This is a genomic window from Streptomyces sp. NPDC005438, from assembly GCF_040606315.1.
Classification (GTDB): domain Bacteria; phylum Actinomycetota; class Actinomycetes; order Streptomycetales; family Streptomycetaceae; genus Streptomyces.
Window position 1 is genome coordinate 359,205 of the sequence record NZ_JBEXEP010000001.1, and the last position, 13,291, is coordinate 372,495.

12 protein-coding genes are annotated in these 13,291 nt (G+C 73.5%); 7 read left to right on the forward strand and 5 right to left on the reverse strand.

Annotated elements, in window-relative coordinates:
* Window positions 1-25: 25 nt before the first annotated feature.
* The 3 genes from ABZT14_RS01435 to ABZT14_RS01445 all read left to right on the forward strand — a co-directional run bounded on the left by ABZT14_RS01435 (window position 26) and on the right by ABZT14_RS01445 (window position 5,636).
* Window positions 26-3,028 carry a condensation domain-containing protein gene (locus ABZT14_RS01435; protein ID WP_356295201.1) on the forward strand — a complete coding sequence of 1,001 codons (3,003 nt, stop codon included), beginning with the start codon at window positions 26-28 and terminating at the stop codon, window positions 3,026-3,028.
* Between the two features lie 68 nt (window positions 3,029-3,096).
* Complete coding sequence (locus ABZT14_RS01440) at window positions 3,097-4,329, forward strand: ATP-grasp domain-containing protein (RefSeq protein WP_356295204.1); 1,233 nt, start codon at window positions 3,097-3,099, stop codon at window positions 4,327-4,329.
* Entirely contained in the window at window positions 4,326-5,636 is a 1,311-nt protein-coding gene (locus tag ABZT14_RS01445; protein ID WP_356295207.1) for an MFS transporter, read from the forward strand. Before ABZT14_RS01440 ends, ABZT14_RS01445 begins: the two co-directional genes overlap by 4 nt.
* On the opposite strand, the gene ABZT14_RS01450 is transcribed toward ABZT14_RS01445, so the two are convergent.
* Window positions 5,633-5,800, reverse strand: a complete 168-nt coding sequence (locus tag ABZT14_RS01450) for a hypothetical protein (protein ID WP_356295210.1) — start codon at window positions 5,798-5,800, stop codon at window positions 5,633-5,635. The genes ABZT14_RS01445 and ABZT14_RS01450 overlap by 4 nt on opposite strands.
* 254 nt (window positions 5,801-6,054) lie before the next feature.
* Between ABZT14_RS01450 and ABZT14_RS01455 the strand changes: the two genes are divergently transcribed.
* The 3 genes from ABZT14_RS01455 to ABZT14_RS01465 all read left to right on the forward strand — a co-directional run bounded on the left by ABZT14_RS01455 (window position 6,055) and on the right by ABZT14_RS01465 (window position 8,508).
* Window positions 6,055-7,155, forward strand: coding sequence for a GNAT family N-acetyltransferase (locus ABZT14_RS01455; protein WP_356295212.1), 1,101 nt, complete (start codon window positions 6,055-6,057; stop codon window positions 7,153-7,155).
* On the forward strand, window positions 7,149-7,772 hold the full coding sequence (locus ABZT14_RS01460; RefSeq protein ID WP_356295215.1) for an HAD-IA family hydrolase: 624 nt from the start codon (window positions 7,149-7,151) through the stop codon (window positions 7,770-7,772). Before ABZT14_RS01455 ends, ABZT14_RS01460 begins: the two co-directional genes overlap by 7 nt.
* A gap of 112 nt (window positions 7,773-7,884) precedes the next feature.
* Window positions 7,885-8,508 (forward strand): hypothetical protein, encoded by a 624-nt coding sequence (locus tag ABZT14_RS01465; RefSeq protein ID WP_356295218.1) that lies wholly within the window; start codon window positions 7,885-7,887, stop codon window positions 8,506-8,508.
* A 616-nt stretch (window positions 8,509-9,124) separates the two neighbouring features.
* On the opposite strand, the gene ABZT14_RS01470 is transcribed toward ABZT14_RS01465, so the two are convergent.
* A complete protein-coding gene (locus ABZT14_RS01470; RefSeq protein ID WP_356295220.1) occupies window positions 9,125-10,651 on the reverse strand; it encodes a DHA2 family efflux MFS transporter permease subunit in 1,527 nt (508 codons plus the stop codon).
* Between the two features lie 27 nt (window positions 10,652-10,678).
* Window positions 10,679-11,221: an NAD(P)H-dependent oxidoreductase gene (locus ABZT14_RS01475; RefSeq protein WP_356295222.1), complete on the reverse strand. Its 543-nt coding sequence runs from the start codon at window positions 11,219-11,221 to the stop codon at window positions 10,679-10,681.
* Between the two features lie 138 nt (window positions 11,222-11,359).
* On the opposite strand from ABZT14_RS01475, the gene ABZT14_RS01480 reads away from it, so the two are divergent.
* Window positions 11,360-12,052 carry a TetR/AcrR family transcriptional regulator gene (locus ABZT14_RS01480; RefSeq protein WP_356295225.1) on the forward strand — a complete coding sequence of 231 codons (693 nt, stop codon included), beginning with the start codon at window positions 11,360-11,362 and terminating at the stop codon, window positions 12,050-12,052.
* An 18-nt stretch (window positions 12,053-12,070) separates the two neighbouring features.
* On the opposite strand, the gene ABZT14_RS01485 is transcribed toward ABZT14_RS01480, so the two are convergent.
* Together ABZT14_RS01485 and ABZT14_RS01490 are read right to left on the reverse strand one after the other, a co-directional pair.
* Window positions 12,071-12,490 (reverse strand): ankyrin repeat domain-containing protein, encoded by a 420-nt coding sequence (locus tag ABZT14_RS01485; RefSeq protein WP_356295229.1) that lies wholly within the window; start codon window positions 12,488-12,490, stop codon window positions 12,071-12,073.
* 97 nt (window positions 12,491-12,587) lie between these two features.
* Window positions 12,588-13,286, reverse strand: coding sequence for an HAD family hydrolase (locus tag ABZT14_RS01490; protein WP_356295231.1), 699 nt, complete (start codon window positions 13,284-13,286; stop codon window positions 12,588-12,590).
* Window positions 13,287-13,291 lie beyond the last annotated feature (5 nt).

A 13,291-nucleotide genomic window follows, 5' to 3' on the forward strand; every position in this document is an offset into this window, starting at 1 on the left:
CCCGCGCGCCCAGAGAGGCACCCGTATGTCCCGTCTGACCGAGCTGATCGAGGAGACCGCCCGACGGCACCCCCAGCGGGTCGCCGTGGAGGGGCCACAGGGACAGCTGCGGTACGGGGAGTTGCTGGAGTCGGTACGCGAGGGGGCCGAGCGGCTGCGCGCGGCCGACACCCGGACGGTCGCGGTCACCGGGGACCGTGGCCCGTTGCTGGTCACGGCGGTGCTGGCGACGGTCTTCTCCGGGGCGCGGTTGCTGCTGGTGGACCCGGAACTGCCGGCCAGGCGGCGGGAGTCGATGGTGGCGGAGGCCGGTGCCGGCCATGTGCTGACCGTCGGCGAGGGACTGCGTCTGGAGCGGTGCGGTTCGGGGGACGGGAGGGGCGGGCCCGGTGGTCGGGGTGGCTATGTGTTCTTCACCTCGGGTACGACGGCCCGCCCCAAGGCGGTGCTGGGGCGGACGGACTCGCTGGCCCACTTCGTGTGTTGGCAGCGGGACCGGTTCGGCATCGGCCCGGGGGACCGGGTGGCCCAACTGACCGCGCTGTCCTTCGACGTGGTGCTGCGTGACCTGTTCACCCCTCTGGTGTCGGGGGCCACCCTGGTGGTGCCCCCGGCCGGGGTGGCGGTGGACGTGGGCGGGGTGCCGCGCTGGTTGCGGGAGGCGGGGGTGACCGTGGCGCACACGGTGCCGTCGTTGGCGTCCCGTTGGACCTCGGGGGAGCCGGAGCCGGTGGGCCCGGCCGGCGGGGGTGCCGTGCCGGCGGGGGGTGGGGCACGGGACCGGCTGCGGTTGACCTTCCTGGCTGGGGAGCCGTTGTCCCGGGCGGTGGTGCTGCGGTGGCGGGAGTGGTTCCCGAACACCCGGGTGGTGAACCTGTACGGGCCGACCGAGACCACCCTGGCCAAGTTCTGGCGTGAGGTGACCGAACCGGTTCCGGGCGTGCAGCCGGTGGGCAGCCCCCTGCCGGAGACCGAGGTCCGGCTGGTGGACGGCGAGGTGTGGCTCCGTACCCCGCACGGTACGGACGGCTATCTGAACGCCCCCGAGGAGCAGGCGGCCCGGTTCGTGGCGGACGAACGGGGCGGGCCGCCCTGGTACCGCACCGGGGACCTGGGGGAGTGGACGGCGGACGAGGAGTTGCTGTTGCGGGGGCGGCGGGACCTCCAGGTGAAGATCAACGGGAACCGGGTGGAACCGGAGGGGGTCGCCGCCGTACTGCGGGAACACCCCGGGGTGGAGGACGCGGTGGTGGTGGCCCGTCGCCGGGCGGACGGCGCGGACTGCCTGGCCGCCTTCCACACGGTGGCCGGCGCTGCGGCCGACCCGGCGGGCGCCCCCGCGACCGGCCCCGGCGAGGAGGAGCTGCGCCACTGGCTGGGGGAGCGGTTGCCGGCCGCCCAGGTGCCGTCGCTGTTCGTACGGCTGGACCGGTTGCCGTTGCTGCCCAACGGCAAGGTCGACCGGGGGGCGCTGCCGGAGACCGACACCGCGCGGGTGGGCGCCGGGCCGGAGGACGAGACGCAGCGGCGGGTACTGGACGCCTTCGCCGAGGTGTTGCCGGCCGGCCACCTGGACGCGGACTTCTTCGCCCTGGGCGGCACCTCGCTGGACGCGGCCGAGTTGGCGCACCGGCTGTTGACGGGGACCGGTCGCCGGGTGGAGATGAGTGAGCTGTACCGGCTGCGTACCCCCCGTGCGGTGGCCGAGCGGGTGCGGGGCCGGGCGCCGGACCGGCAGGCGCCGATTCCCACCCGTCCGAGGTCCGAGCAGCCGACCACCACCGGGCTGTCGCCGCAGCAGCGGCGGTACCGGCGGGTGTACGCGCCGAGGATCAACCGGACCTGGGCGAACATGGTGGCGCTGTTCCCGTTGCCGGAGGACACCTCGGCGGGGGAGGTGCGGGAGGCGCTGGAGGCCACGGTCCGGCGGCAGGACGCCCTGTGCGCGTACTTCTCCGAGGACGCCGGGGGCCGGTTGACCCAGCACTTCGTCACCGATCCGTCGGTGGCGGTGCGGGAGGTGGACCTGAGGCGGCTGCCGGAGGAGGAGCAGCGGCGGGAGCTGGAGCGGATGCGGGTGGCGGAGGCCAACTCGCTGATCGACCTGGACAGTTGGCCGTTGTTCCGGGCTTGTGTGGTGCGGCACGGGCGTCGGGGTTCGACGCTGTTGTGGAACGTGCACCACATGGTGGCCGACGGGTTCAGCCAGGGGGTGCTGTCCCGGGAGCTGACGGCCCGTCTGGAGGGCGCGCCGCCGCCGGAGTCGCCGATCTCCTACCGGGACTACATCGCCTGGCGGGAGCGGGAGGACGAGGAGGAGCTGGCCGCGTCCCGGAGGTACTGGCGCGAGGTGTTCCGACTGCCCTACGAGCGGCCACTGTTGCCCGGGCTGCCGGGGGTGGAGGAGCCGGAGCGGGGTGCCGCGTTCCAGTTCCCGGTCCCGGAGGCGCTGGTGGAGCGGGTCGCCGAGTTCAGCCGCGCCCAGGGGGTGACGGCCTTCGCGGTGTACTTCGCGGCGTACATGCGTACCGTCCACCAGCTGTTCGAGCGGGACGACCTGGTGGTGGGCACCCCGGCGGCGGGGCGTACCCGGGCGGAGTTCCAGAACCTGGTGGGCAACTTCATCTCCCTGGTGGGGGTGCGCCACCGGCGGGGGGAGGCCGGCGACTTCGCGTCCCTGGTGCGGCTGCTGCAGGAGCGCACGGTGGCGGCCATGGAGCATCAGGACTACCAGTACGACCAGGTGATGGCGGACGTCGGTGCCCCGAGGGACGACGACCGCTTCCCGCTGACCACGGTGTTCGTCTCCCTGGTGGACACCCCGGCCGCGCAGGCCGAGGGGCTGCGGGTGGCCGCGCACCGTGACCTGGGCTGTGCGGTCAAGTTCGACCTGATGGGTTACCTGCGCAGGTCGGGGGAGTGGTGGGCGTTGGATCTGCACACCCGTCGGGGGCTGTTGGACCCCGAGCGGCTGGAGTGGGTGCGCAAGGTGTTCCTGGACGAGCTGCACGGCGGGTTGGCGGAGTGAGCGCGACCGTTTCGGGTGGGTGCGGCCGACCTTCCTGGGCGGGCGTGCCCGGCATAGGGTGCTGAGCGATGTCCACCGAGTCCCGTCATGTGCTGCTGGTGTGCAGCGCTCCCCGTCATCCCTCGCCCGCGTTGCTGGAGCATCCGGCCGTGGGGCGGTTGAGCGTGGTCACCGAGCACGGTCACGTACACGACTACGGTCCCCGGGTGGCGGTGGAGACCGTCGAGGACATCGGGGACGTGGAGGGGGTACGGCGGGCGGCGGCCCGGCTGTTCGCCCACGCCCCGGTGGACGCGGTGCTCGCCCCGTACGAGACGGGGCTGCCCTCGGCGGCCTATGTGCGCTCCTACTACGGGCTGCCCGGCATGGGCTACGAGGCGGCCAACCTGTTCACCAACAAGTGCGCGATGAAGGCCCGACTGACCGCCGCCGGGCTGGCGTTGGCGCCGTTCCGCGCGGTGTACGGGCCGCAGCAGGCGAGGGTGGTGGCCGAACGGCTGGGCTGGCCCTGTGTGGTGAAGCCGGCGTTCGGCGGGGGCAGCAAGGGCGTGGCGGTGCTGGAGGACGCCGAGGAGCTGGGGACCTACCTGGCGGCGGACGGCTGCCTGGACTCGGGGATGCCGCTGGTGCTGGAGGCGTTCGTGCCGATGGAGGCCGAGTACCACGTGGACGCGCTGGTGGAGGACGGCGAACCGGGGTTGACGGTCGCCTCCCGGTACATCGGCCCCCAACTGGACTGCGGTGACCTGCTGACCGGCTCCTACGCGCTGCCCGACGCCCATCCCGAGCGCGCCGCCCTGGTGGAACTGCACCACCGGGTGGTGCGGGCCCTGGGCATGGAGACGGGCGTGACCCACCTGGAGGTGTTCCGCACCGTCGACGGGCGCCTGCTGGTGTCGGAGATCGCCTGCCGCCCGGCTGGCGGGCCGATCCCCCGGATGCTGCGGCTGCGGCACGGGGTGGACGTGTGGGACGCCCACGTACGGGCCTGTCTGGGGCTGCCGTTGGGGGCGAGACCCCGACCGGAGCCCGAGGGGTACGCGGTGAACTACCTGCTGCCGGTGCGCCCGGGTCGGATCACCGAACTGTCCCGGGCCGAGGAGCTGTTGGAGGTGGACGGGGTGTGTGAGGTGGAGATGCAGTACGGGCCGGGCGACCTGGTGCCGCCCGCCCTGTACTCGGCCTCGGCCTCCGGCACCGTGCAGGCCCGGGTGGGTACCGAGGCGGAGGTGGCGGAGCTGACCGGACGGCTGGAGCGACGGTTCCGGCTGCGGACCAAGCCGTGGAACGGCGTCCGGTGACCGGGTCCGGCCCCGGGCCACGGTTCTCGTTACGGGAGTACGTTCCGGCCAGCCACGCCGGCCGGGTCTTCGCCCTGACCTCCCTGGTGTCCTCCGTCGGCACCGGCCTGTTCCTGGCCGGTTCGGCGGTGTTCTTCGTACGGGCGGTGGGGCTCAGCCAGCGCCAGGTGGGGGTGTCGCTGACGGTGTCGGCGGCCGTGGGTCTGCTGGCCACGGTGCCGGTGGGTTCGCTCACCGACCGGTGGAGCGCCCCCCGGGTGCTGGCCGGGCTGCAACTGTGGCGGGTGGTGTGGCTGGTGGCCTTGGCCTTCGTCAGCGGGCCGGTGCCGTTCACCGTGGTGGCCTCGGCCCTGGCGGTGGCCGACGGGGCCACCCCTCCGGTGATCCAGGCGGTGGTGGGCTCGGTGTCCACCCCCGAGGACCGGCCGCGCACCATGGCCATCATCCAGTCGGTGCGCAACCTCGGCTTCTCCCTGGGGGCGTTGCTGGCCGCCCCGCTGTTGGCGGCCGACGGCCTCTGGTTCTTCCGGGCGCTGATGCTGGGTTACGCGGCGCTGATCGTGCCCTCCGCGCTACTGCTGCTGAGGCTCCGGCTGCCGAACCCGGCCCGGGCCGGCCGACCCCGCCTGCTGGACGGCCTGCGGGGCTTCCGCGACTGGCGGTACGGGGTGCTGACCCTGCTCAACGGGGTGCTGTGCCTGCACATGACCCTGCTGTCGCTGGCGTTGCCCCTGTGGGTGGTGTCGGACACCCCGGCGCCCGGGGGGCTGGTGCCGCTGCTGGTGTTCACCAACACGGTGCTGACCGTGCTGTTGCAGGTGCCGTTGTCCCGCCGGGTGGCCCGCGAGGGCGGGCCGTTGCGGGCGTTGCGGCTCAGCGGGGCGGCCCTGGCCGGCTGTTGCGGGCTGTTGGCGGCGGCGTCCGGGGCGCCCACGGTGGCCGCCTGCGCGCTGTTGCTGGCCGGCTGTGTGCTGTTGACCCTGGGGGAGCTGTGGCAGTCGCTGGGCGGCTGGGAGTTGTCGCACCGGCACGCCCCCGAGGGCCGGTCCGGGGCGTACCTGTCGGTGTTCGGGCTGAGCCTCAGCGGTCAACGGATCGCCGGGCCGGCCCTGTTGACGGGCGTGGTGCTGGCCGGGGGCGCCTGGGGCTGGGCGGCGCTGGCCGCCCTGTTCGTGCTGGCGGCGGCCTTGTGCGGGCCCACCGCCCGCTCCCTGGACCGGGCCGCCGACCCCCGCCGGGCCGCCGTCGCGGACGAGGGGGCACCGCCCGCCGGGGTGGACGACGGTTCGGCACGGGAACGGGGCTAGGGTGCCTCGGTCGGATCACCGCGAGGCTCGCGTGTCCTGGTGCCGCGCCTCGCCGCGTTGTCGTCCTCGCCGATGCGCTGCATCGACTCCTCTTCCGCCTTGCTGTGCCCCACGGCCCACCACACCAGAACGCGCTCTCTGATCTCCCAAGATCCGAACGACACACCCTGGAGTGCGTCGGTCGGATCACCGCGAGGCTCGCGTGTGGTGTCACCGGGGGTGCCGCGTCTCGCCGTGTGGTCGTGGTGGGGTGCCGTGGGCCGCTGCCGCCGGTGCGCCGTGTCGACTTCTTCTCCCGCCGTGCTCAGTCCCGTCGCGCACGACACCGGAACGCGCGCACTGACCTGTCAGGATCCAGAGGGCACACCCTGGGTGGACGGAACGGGCCGTGCCCAGGACGATCGGGGAGGACGAAGCGGTGAGCGATGTGCGTGGGGAGACGGACCCGGGCCGGTCGGACCACTGGTCCGCACTGGCCTCCTCGGCCCCCTTCTACTGCGGGGCGGACTGGCTGCGGTTCGCCGACAGCGACGGGCTGGCCACCAGCCACTACCTCACCCTCGACGGTGAGGCGGCGCTGTCCGCCCACCACACCCCCGCCGAGGTCAACGGCGGCTACCTGCCTGGGCGGCAACTGTCGGGCGCCGGCGAGGAGTTGGCGCTCACCCTCGGGGGCCGGCGCGGCTACCTGAGCGCGCCCCTGCTGGCCGGGGACGACCCGGCACCGCTGACCGAGCTGGTCCGGGCGGCGGTGAAGACCCCGCCGCTGACCCGGGGTCGCTGGTGGTGGCCGTACCTGACCGGCCCGGACGCGGCCCTGGTGCTGCGGGCGACCGGCCCCTGGCGCCCCCGGGCCCACCTGCTGGGCGCCGACTGTGTGCTGCCGGTGCCCGAGGGCGGCCTGGACGGCTACCTGGCCGCGCTGCCGGCGAAGCAGCGCCGCACCAACGTCCGCCGTGAACTGCGGCGTTACCGCGACAGCGGACTGCGTACGGTCAGCGGCCGACTGTCGGAGTGGGCCGAGGTGTGCGGGCCGATGCTGTCGCGGACCCAGCGCAAGTACGGCCACGACCACTCGCCGGAGCTGATGACCGATCTGCTGCGGCGCCAGGCCCGGTACCTGGACGACCGGTCGGTGGTGTTCGTCAGCCTGGACGAGGACGACCACCCGGTGGGCTTCTGTCTGGCCTACGCCCACGGCCCGACCCTGTGGGTGCGGGTGGTGGGCTTCGACTACGCGCGGCTGCGGGACGCCGACGAGTACGCCGAGTTGGCCGTCCACTCCCCGCTGCGCCACTGCCAGCGGTGGGGAATGACCCAGCTGCATCTGGGCACCGGTTCCTACCAGGCCAAGTGTCGGCGCGGTGCCCGGCTGCGACCCCTGTGGGCGGTTTCCGCCCTGGGGGAGCCGGAGTCCACGCCGGCCCTGGAGGTGGACGCCCCCGGCCGGGAACAGGCCCTGCTGGCGGAGGCCATCGAGACGGACCGTCGACTACTGGAGGGGACGCGGGAGTGGTGACCTTCGACGCGGTGCTGTGCGACGTGGACAACGTGATCCGCACGTACGACCAGAGCGCACTGAACGAACTGGAGCGGGAGGTCGGGCTGGAGCCGGGGGCCACGGCCCGGATCGCCTTCTCCGGTGGCCAGGACCTGCCCCTGCTGCTCGGCCAGATCACCCCGGAACAGTGGGCCGACAACATCGCCCGGGAACTGGCCGACGTACTGCCCGCCCCGGACGCCCGACGGCTGGCCGGGGCCCTGATCACCTCCCCCTTCTCCACCGACGACCAGGTGGTGGAACTGCTGCGCCGCGTACGGGAGTTGATGCCGCTGGTGCTGGTCTCCAACGCCAGCGTGTCCCTGGAGGAGGACCTGGAGTCCCTCGGGCTGGCGGACCTGGCGCACTCGGTGGTCAACAGCGCCCGGGTGGGTGTGGTCAAGCCCGAGGAGAAGATCTACCGCATCGCCTCCGAACGGGCCGGGGTGGCCGTGGAACGCTGCCTGTTCGTCGACGACCGGCGGGAGAACACCGACGCCGCGCAGGCCCTGGGAATGACGGCGGTCTGCTTCCGGGGGGTGGACGACCTGCGGGCCGCCCTGGAACCGCTGTGGGCGGAGAGCACGCGGAACTGACGGCCCGCCGGGCGCTGGGAGGGGCGAGAACCAGCCTTTCGGTGGCGGGGCGCTACTCAACTCCCGGCACGGGTGGGGCGATTGGCGGCCGGTGCTCGTACGCTTCCTCGCCATGACCATTCTGATGATCAGCACCGGCCCGGGGCACCCCGAGTGGCCGGGGACCCGGGTCGGAGGGCTGCCCCTGGTGCCCGAGGGGTTCGGCTGGCCGCAGTGCGCCAAGTGTGAGGGGACACAGCAGTTCCTCGGGCACGTCGCCCTGTCCGACGTACCCGAACTCGGCCTGGACGGCCGGCTGTTGGCGCTGTTCCAGTGCGCGGACGGCGGTGGCTGCGGGGAGTGGGACCCCAACGCGGGGGCCAACGCGGCGTTGCTGTTCGACACCCGCCGGCTCGCACCGGCGATGCCCCCCTACGGCGAGGTCGACGCGCAGCTGGGCGCCACCTGGAGCGTGGAGCTGGTGTCCCGGCCGGAACCGTACGGCGAGCTGCGGCCCTCCCGGGCGGAGGGGCAGCCGTCGACGGAGCGGCAGGTACTGGGCCAACTGGGCGGACCACCGCACTGGTTGGGCTCGCCGGCCACCCCCGACTGCGGTGGCTGCGAGACGGAGATGCGGTTCGTGGCCCAGTGGGAGGAGACCCGCGACCGGCAGCACTCGCCCAACTTCGGCGGGGGCTCGGCGTACGCCTTCGTGTGCCCGCCCTGCGAGCGGGGCGCCCTGCTCTGGCAGTGCTAGGGCACGTCGCTCGGATCACCGAGGGGCTCGTGTGCGGTGTCACCGAGCGTGCCGTATCTCGCCGCGTTGTCGCTGTAGGTCGCCGTGGGCCGCTGCCGCCGTTGGGCGGCATCGACTCCTCTTCCGCCTTGCTGTGCCCCACGGCCCACCACAACAGAACGCGCTCCCTGATCACCCAAGATCCAACGACACATCCCAGGGCACGTCGCTCGGATCACCGAGGGGCTCGTGTGCGGTGTCACCGCGCCCCACCGCCCTCCGCCGCGCCGTCGCTGAGACCGTCGCCGTCACCCGCGCGTCGCGTCGGTCCTGCCTGTTGTGCTCCGCCCCATGGTGGGGGCACCGGCGGGTGTTCACCGGTCGGAACGGGTTCCGACGGCACGCCCCGGGCCCCGCCGCGCTGTCGCTGGGGCACCCTGCCCACCTCCGTCGTACTCCGCCTCGCGGTGTACGGCACCGAGGCGCGTGCCCACCGGTCCCTCAGGACTCCGACGGCCGCCCCTGGTGATGCCCCGGGCCGTTCCCCTCGATCCCGCCGTTCCCCCTGCGGCAGGAGCGCGGGGCGTCACGCCGGCCTGGTGGCCGGGGCCGTGGGGCGCCGGAACCCGCCCGGGAGTCACCCCCGTTCCAGGGCGGGTTCGCCACTGTCCGGTACCGGATCGGGCGGGGCGTCCGGCCGACGGCGGGGCAGTGCCCAGGCGGGCAGCAGGGCCAGCGCCATCACGGTGGCGGCCACCCCGTACGCGGTCTGGAAGGCGCCGGCCAGCTCCGGCGCGAGCGCCTCCCGGGCGCGCTCGGACAGCCGGTGCAGGGCGTCCAGGTCGCCCAGCCCCTCGGGCAGTCGCCGTGACATGGCGCCGGCCAGGGTGACGGACAGCAGCGCGGTGCCGGTGGCCGAGGCGACCTGGCTGACGATGTTGAGGGTGGCCGTGCCGGCGGGGGTGCGCTCGTCGGACAGTTCCCGGCTGACGGCGGTGAGGGTCGGCATCATGGTCATGCCGACGCCCGCCCCCATCAGGGCCAGGGTGGACACCAGCCGCCACAGGGGGGTGTCGGGCCCGAGCTGGAGGGCGACGCCGGCCATGGCCGAGGAGGCCAGGGCGATACCGCACAGCACCAGCCGGGCGGCCGGCACCCGGTCCACCATCCGGCTGGCCACCTGCATGGTGACGCCGGTGGTCAGCGCCTGGGGGATGGCGAGCATCCCCGCCTGGGTGGCGGTCAGACCGTGTACCAGCATCAGGTACAGCGGGGTGAGCACCATGCTCCCGAAGTACGCCAGGGGGAAGGCCACCATGGTCAACGCGCCGGCGGTGAAGGTGCGTTCGGCGAACAGGCGCAGCGGGATCAGGGGTGCTTCGACCCGCAGGGAGCGCAGGACGAAGACGGTGACCAGGGTCAGGCCCGCCAGGGTGGTGGTGAGGGCGGCGGGGTCGGTGAGCCGGTGGTGTTCCCCGGCGGTGGCCAGCCCGTAGATCAGCAGGGCGAGCCCGGGGGAGAGGGTCAGCAGCCCCGGCAGGTCCAGCCGTGTCGTCGTACGGGGCGGGCGGTGGCGGGGCAGGATGCGCCAGCCCAGGGCGAGGGTCAGTACGGCGACGGGCAGGTTGACCAGGAACATGCCGCGCCAGGAGGCGTGGTCGACCAGCCAGCCGCCCAGGGTGGGGCCGGCGAGCGGGCCGATCAGCACCGGCAGCCCCAGCAGGCTCATGGTGCGGCCCATCCGCCGCCGGTCGGCGGCGCGGACCACCATGGCCATGCCGACGGGCATCACCAGTCCGCCGCCCAGCCCCTGGAGCACCCGGAAGAGGATGAGGGACTCCACGTTCCAGGCGAGTCCGGCCAGCAGGGAGCCGGCGCCGAACAGGGCGATGGCCAGCAGGTAGAGGCGGCCGGCGCCCACCCGGTCCATGGCCCAGGCGGACAGCGGGATGACGCTGGCCAGGGCCAGGGTGTAGCCGGTGGTGACCCACTGCATGGTGGCCAGCGGGGCGTGGAGCACGCCGGCCAGGTGGTTGAGGGCGACGTGGACGATGGTGGTGTCCAGCACCGTCATCAGGGCGCCGGTCACCACCACCAGTGCCACGGCTGTCGGGGAGGGCGCGACCTTGCCGCGCTCGGGAGAGGGGGCGGAGCCGGTGGCCATGGGACGCGCTCCCGGTGGGGGTTCGGGTCAGGAGCCGTAGGGGTGCTCGGTACGCGCGGTGCGCAGGGCGCGGCCCCACCAGACGAGCTGGTCCAGCAGGCCCTTGGCGGCGCCTTCCTGGACGGTGGCGTCCGAGGGCTGGCCCTGGCCGTCGAAGCGTTCCCAGGCCATGTGGAAGCTGACCTGGTCGCGGACGGTGACGGTGTGCAACTCGGCGAAGACCTGGCGCAGTTGCTCCACGGCGCGCAGGCCGCCGCCGTGGCCGCCGTAGGAGACGAAGCCGACCGGCTTGGCGTGCCACTCGCTGCCGAAGCTGTCCAGGGCGACCTTGAGCGGGCCGGGGAAGCCGTGGTTGTACTCGGGGGTGACGACCACGAAGCCGTCGGCCTGGGCGAGGGTCCGGGAGAAGGTGGCGTGGTCGGGCTGGGAGGCGAGGTCGACCAGGTCGTACTCGATGTCGTCGCGGTTGTCCAACTGCTGGGTGAACCAGTTCTGGATGACCGGGGCGAAGCGGCCCTCGCGGGTGCTGGCGACGATGACGGCCACGCGGACGGGGCTGGTGCTGGACATGCTGCTCCTCGTTGGAGTGGTGACGGAAACGGGGGTGAACCCGGTTGCGGGGGCTCGGAGTTGAGAGCGCGCACCGTTAAGGTACAACGTACATGGCAAACGGTAAAACGTTGATGGCAAAGTTTGGGGTGCTGCGGCATGGCTGACGGGACGGGGCGTACGGCGTCCACGGCGAGGCGCGGCGCCGGGCCGAGGGACGGCGGCCCCAGGAGGGGCGGCCTGTCGGAGAAGCGGGACGCCATCCTGCGGGCCGCCCTGACCACCTTCGGGCGCGACGGCTACACCCGGGCCAGCGTGGACACCATCGCCGGCGCCGCCCGGGTCTCCACCCGCACCATCTACAACCACTTCGCCGGCAAGGAGGAACTGTTCCGCGTCGTCATCCAGGACAGCGCCAGCCAGGTCGCCGACCACCAGGTCGAACTCCTGCGACAACGTGCCCGGCGTCGCCCCGGCGACCTGGAGGAGGAGCTGGTGGGGCTGTGTACCGAGTGGTCGGGGACCCTGACCGCCTTCCCCGACCACTTCGCCCTGGTACGTCAGGTCAACGCCGAGGCCGGCCACATCCCCCCGGACGTCCTCGCCACCTGGAACGACGTCGGCCCGGACCGGGCGCAGAAGGCCCTCGCCGACCACCTGGAGTGGCTCGCCGAGGGCACCCCGCTCCGGCCGGGCGACCCCGAGCGGGCCGCCTCACACCTCACCCTGCTGGTCTCCGAGATCAACCTCCGCTCCTACTACGGGCTCTACCCCCTGCCCGACGAGGAGGTGCGCAGGATCGTCACCAGTGCCGTACGGGCCTTCCTGCACGGCCACCTGGACCGGTGCTGAGGCCCGACCCCGGGCGCCTCACCTCTGGGTGAAGCGGCGCACCAGGTCCTCGCGCTCGAACATCCGGGCCGTCTCCAGGGCCGAGGGCTGCCCGGCCAGCGGGTCCGCGCCCCCCGCGAGCAGGGCCTCCAGCACCTCGTCCTCGCCCTTGAACACCGCGCCCGCCAACGGCGTCTGCCCCCGGTCGTTGGCCCGGTTGGCGTCCGCGCCCCGCTCCAGCAGCGCGGTCACCGAGGAGGCGTGACCGTGGTAGGAGGCCAGCATCAGCAGCGAGTCCCCGCGCTCGTTGGTGAGGTTCACCGGCACCCCCGCGTCCACGTAGGCGGCCAGGGTGTCCCGGTCCCCGTGCCGGGCCAGCTCGAAGATCCGGGTGGCCAGCTGGAGCACCTCCGGGTCGTGGGCCGGCTCGTTGGTCTCCGGGGTGGGGGCGTCACTCATCGGGCGGCTCCTCGGGTCGTGGTTCCACAGCTCCTCTTCCCGATCATCGGCGTGACAGGCGCCGTGGCGCCACCGATCGCCCCGACACCCCGGGCCGTCAGTCGAAGCGGGGAACGCTGGCCACCCGCAGGACCTCCTCCAGGGAACGCGTCACCACGCTTCCCCGGTCGGCCAACGGGGCCTGGTGCGCCTCGTCGCGGGCGTACCCGAGGAAGGGCACCCCCGCCGCGCGGGCGGCGGCCAGGACGGCCGGCGTCTCCCCGATCCACAGCGCCTCCTCGGGCGCGCAGGCGCAGGACTCCAGGGCCGCCCGGAGCGCCTCCGGGTACCCGTTCCAGCGGCTCCCCTCACCGGGGCGGGCGTAGATCCGTCCGCCCAGAGGCCGCTCCAGCCCGCGCAGCGCCAGGTAGCCGCGTACCGCCGCCACGGAGTGCTCGCTGGTCACCGCGACCCGTCGGCCACCGCCCACCAGGGTGCGGATCAGCGGATCGGCGTACGGGGTGGGGCGGGCCCGGCGTACCGCGCCCAGCTCCTCCTCGGTCAGCCGCCGGTCCAGGTAGGCGGTGAGCCCCCGGTGACCGTCCTGTTCGGCGACCGTCCGCAGTACCGCCAACGGGTCGCGGCCGGCGCGCAGTTGGGGGCCGACCAGCTGCGACTCCCCGCAGGCCTGGAGCAGTTCGCACAGTCGGGAGGTGACCCGGGTGGCGTCCATGGCCGTGAACAGTCGGCCGACCGGGCCCTCGAAGTCGAGGAGCACACACTTCGCGGGGTCCAGCAGCGGGCGTATACCGGTCACGTCGC

What these genes read in the sequence shown, in the direction of transcription:
- ABZT14_RS01435 (WP_356295201.1), top strand. Translation starts at nt 26, where the DNA reads ATGTCCCGTCTGACCGAGCTGATCGAGGAGACCGCCCGACGGCACCCC.
- ABZT14_RS01440 (WP_356295204.1), top strand. Translation starts at nt 3,097, where the DNA reads ATGTCCACCGAGTCCCGTCATGTGCTGCTGGTGTGCAGCGCTCCCCGT.
- ABZT14_RS01465 (WP_356295218.1), top strand. Translation starts at nt 7,885, where the DNA reads ATGACCATTCTGATGATCAGCACCGGCCCGGGGCACCCCGAGTGGCCG.
- ABZT14_RS01470 (WP_356295220.1), bottom strand. Translation starts at nt 10,651, where the DNA reads ATGGCCACCGGCTCCGCCCCCTCTCCCGAGCGCGGCAAGGTCGCGCCC.
- ABZT14_RS01475 (WP_356295222.1), bottom strand. Translation starts at nt 11,221, where the DNA reads ATGTCCAGCACCAGCCCCGTCCGCGTGGCCGTCATCGTCGCCAGCACC.
- ABZT14_RS01480 (WP_356295225.1), top strand. Translation starts at nt 11,360, where the DNA reads ATGGCTGACGGGACGGGGCGTACGGCGTCCACGGCGAGGCGCGGCGCC.
- ABZT14_RS01485 (WP_356295229.1), bottom strand. Translation starts at nt 12,490, where the DNA reads ATGAGTGACGCCCCCACCCCGGAGACCAACGAGCCGGCCCACGACCCG.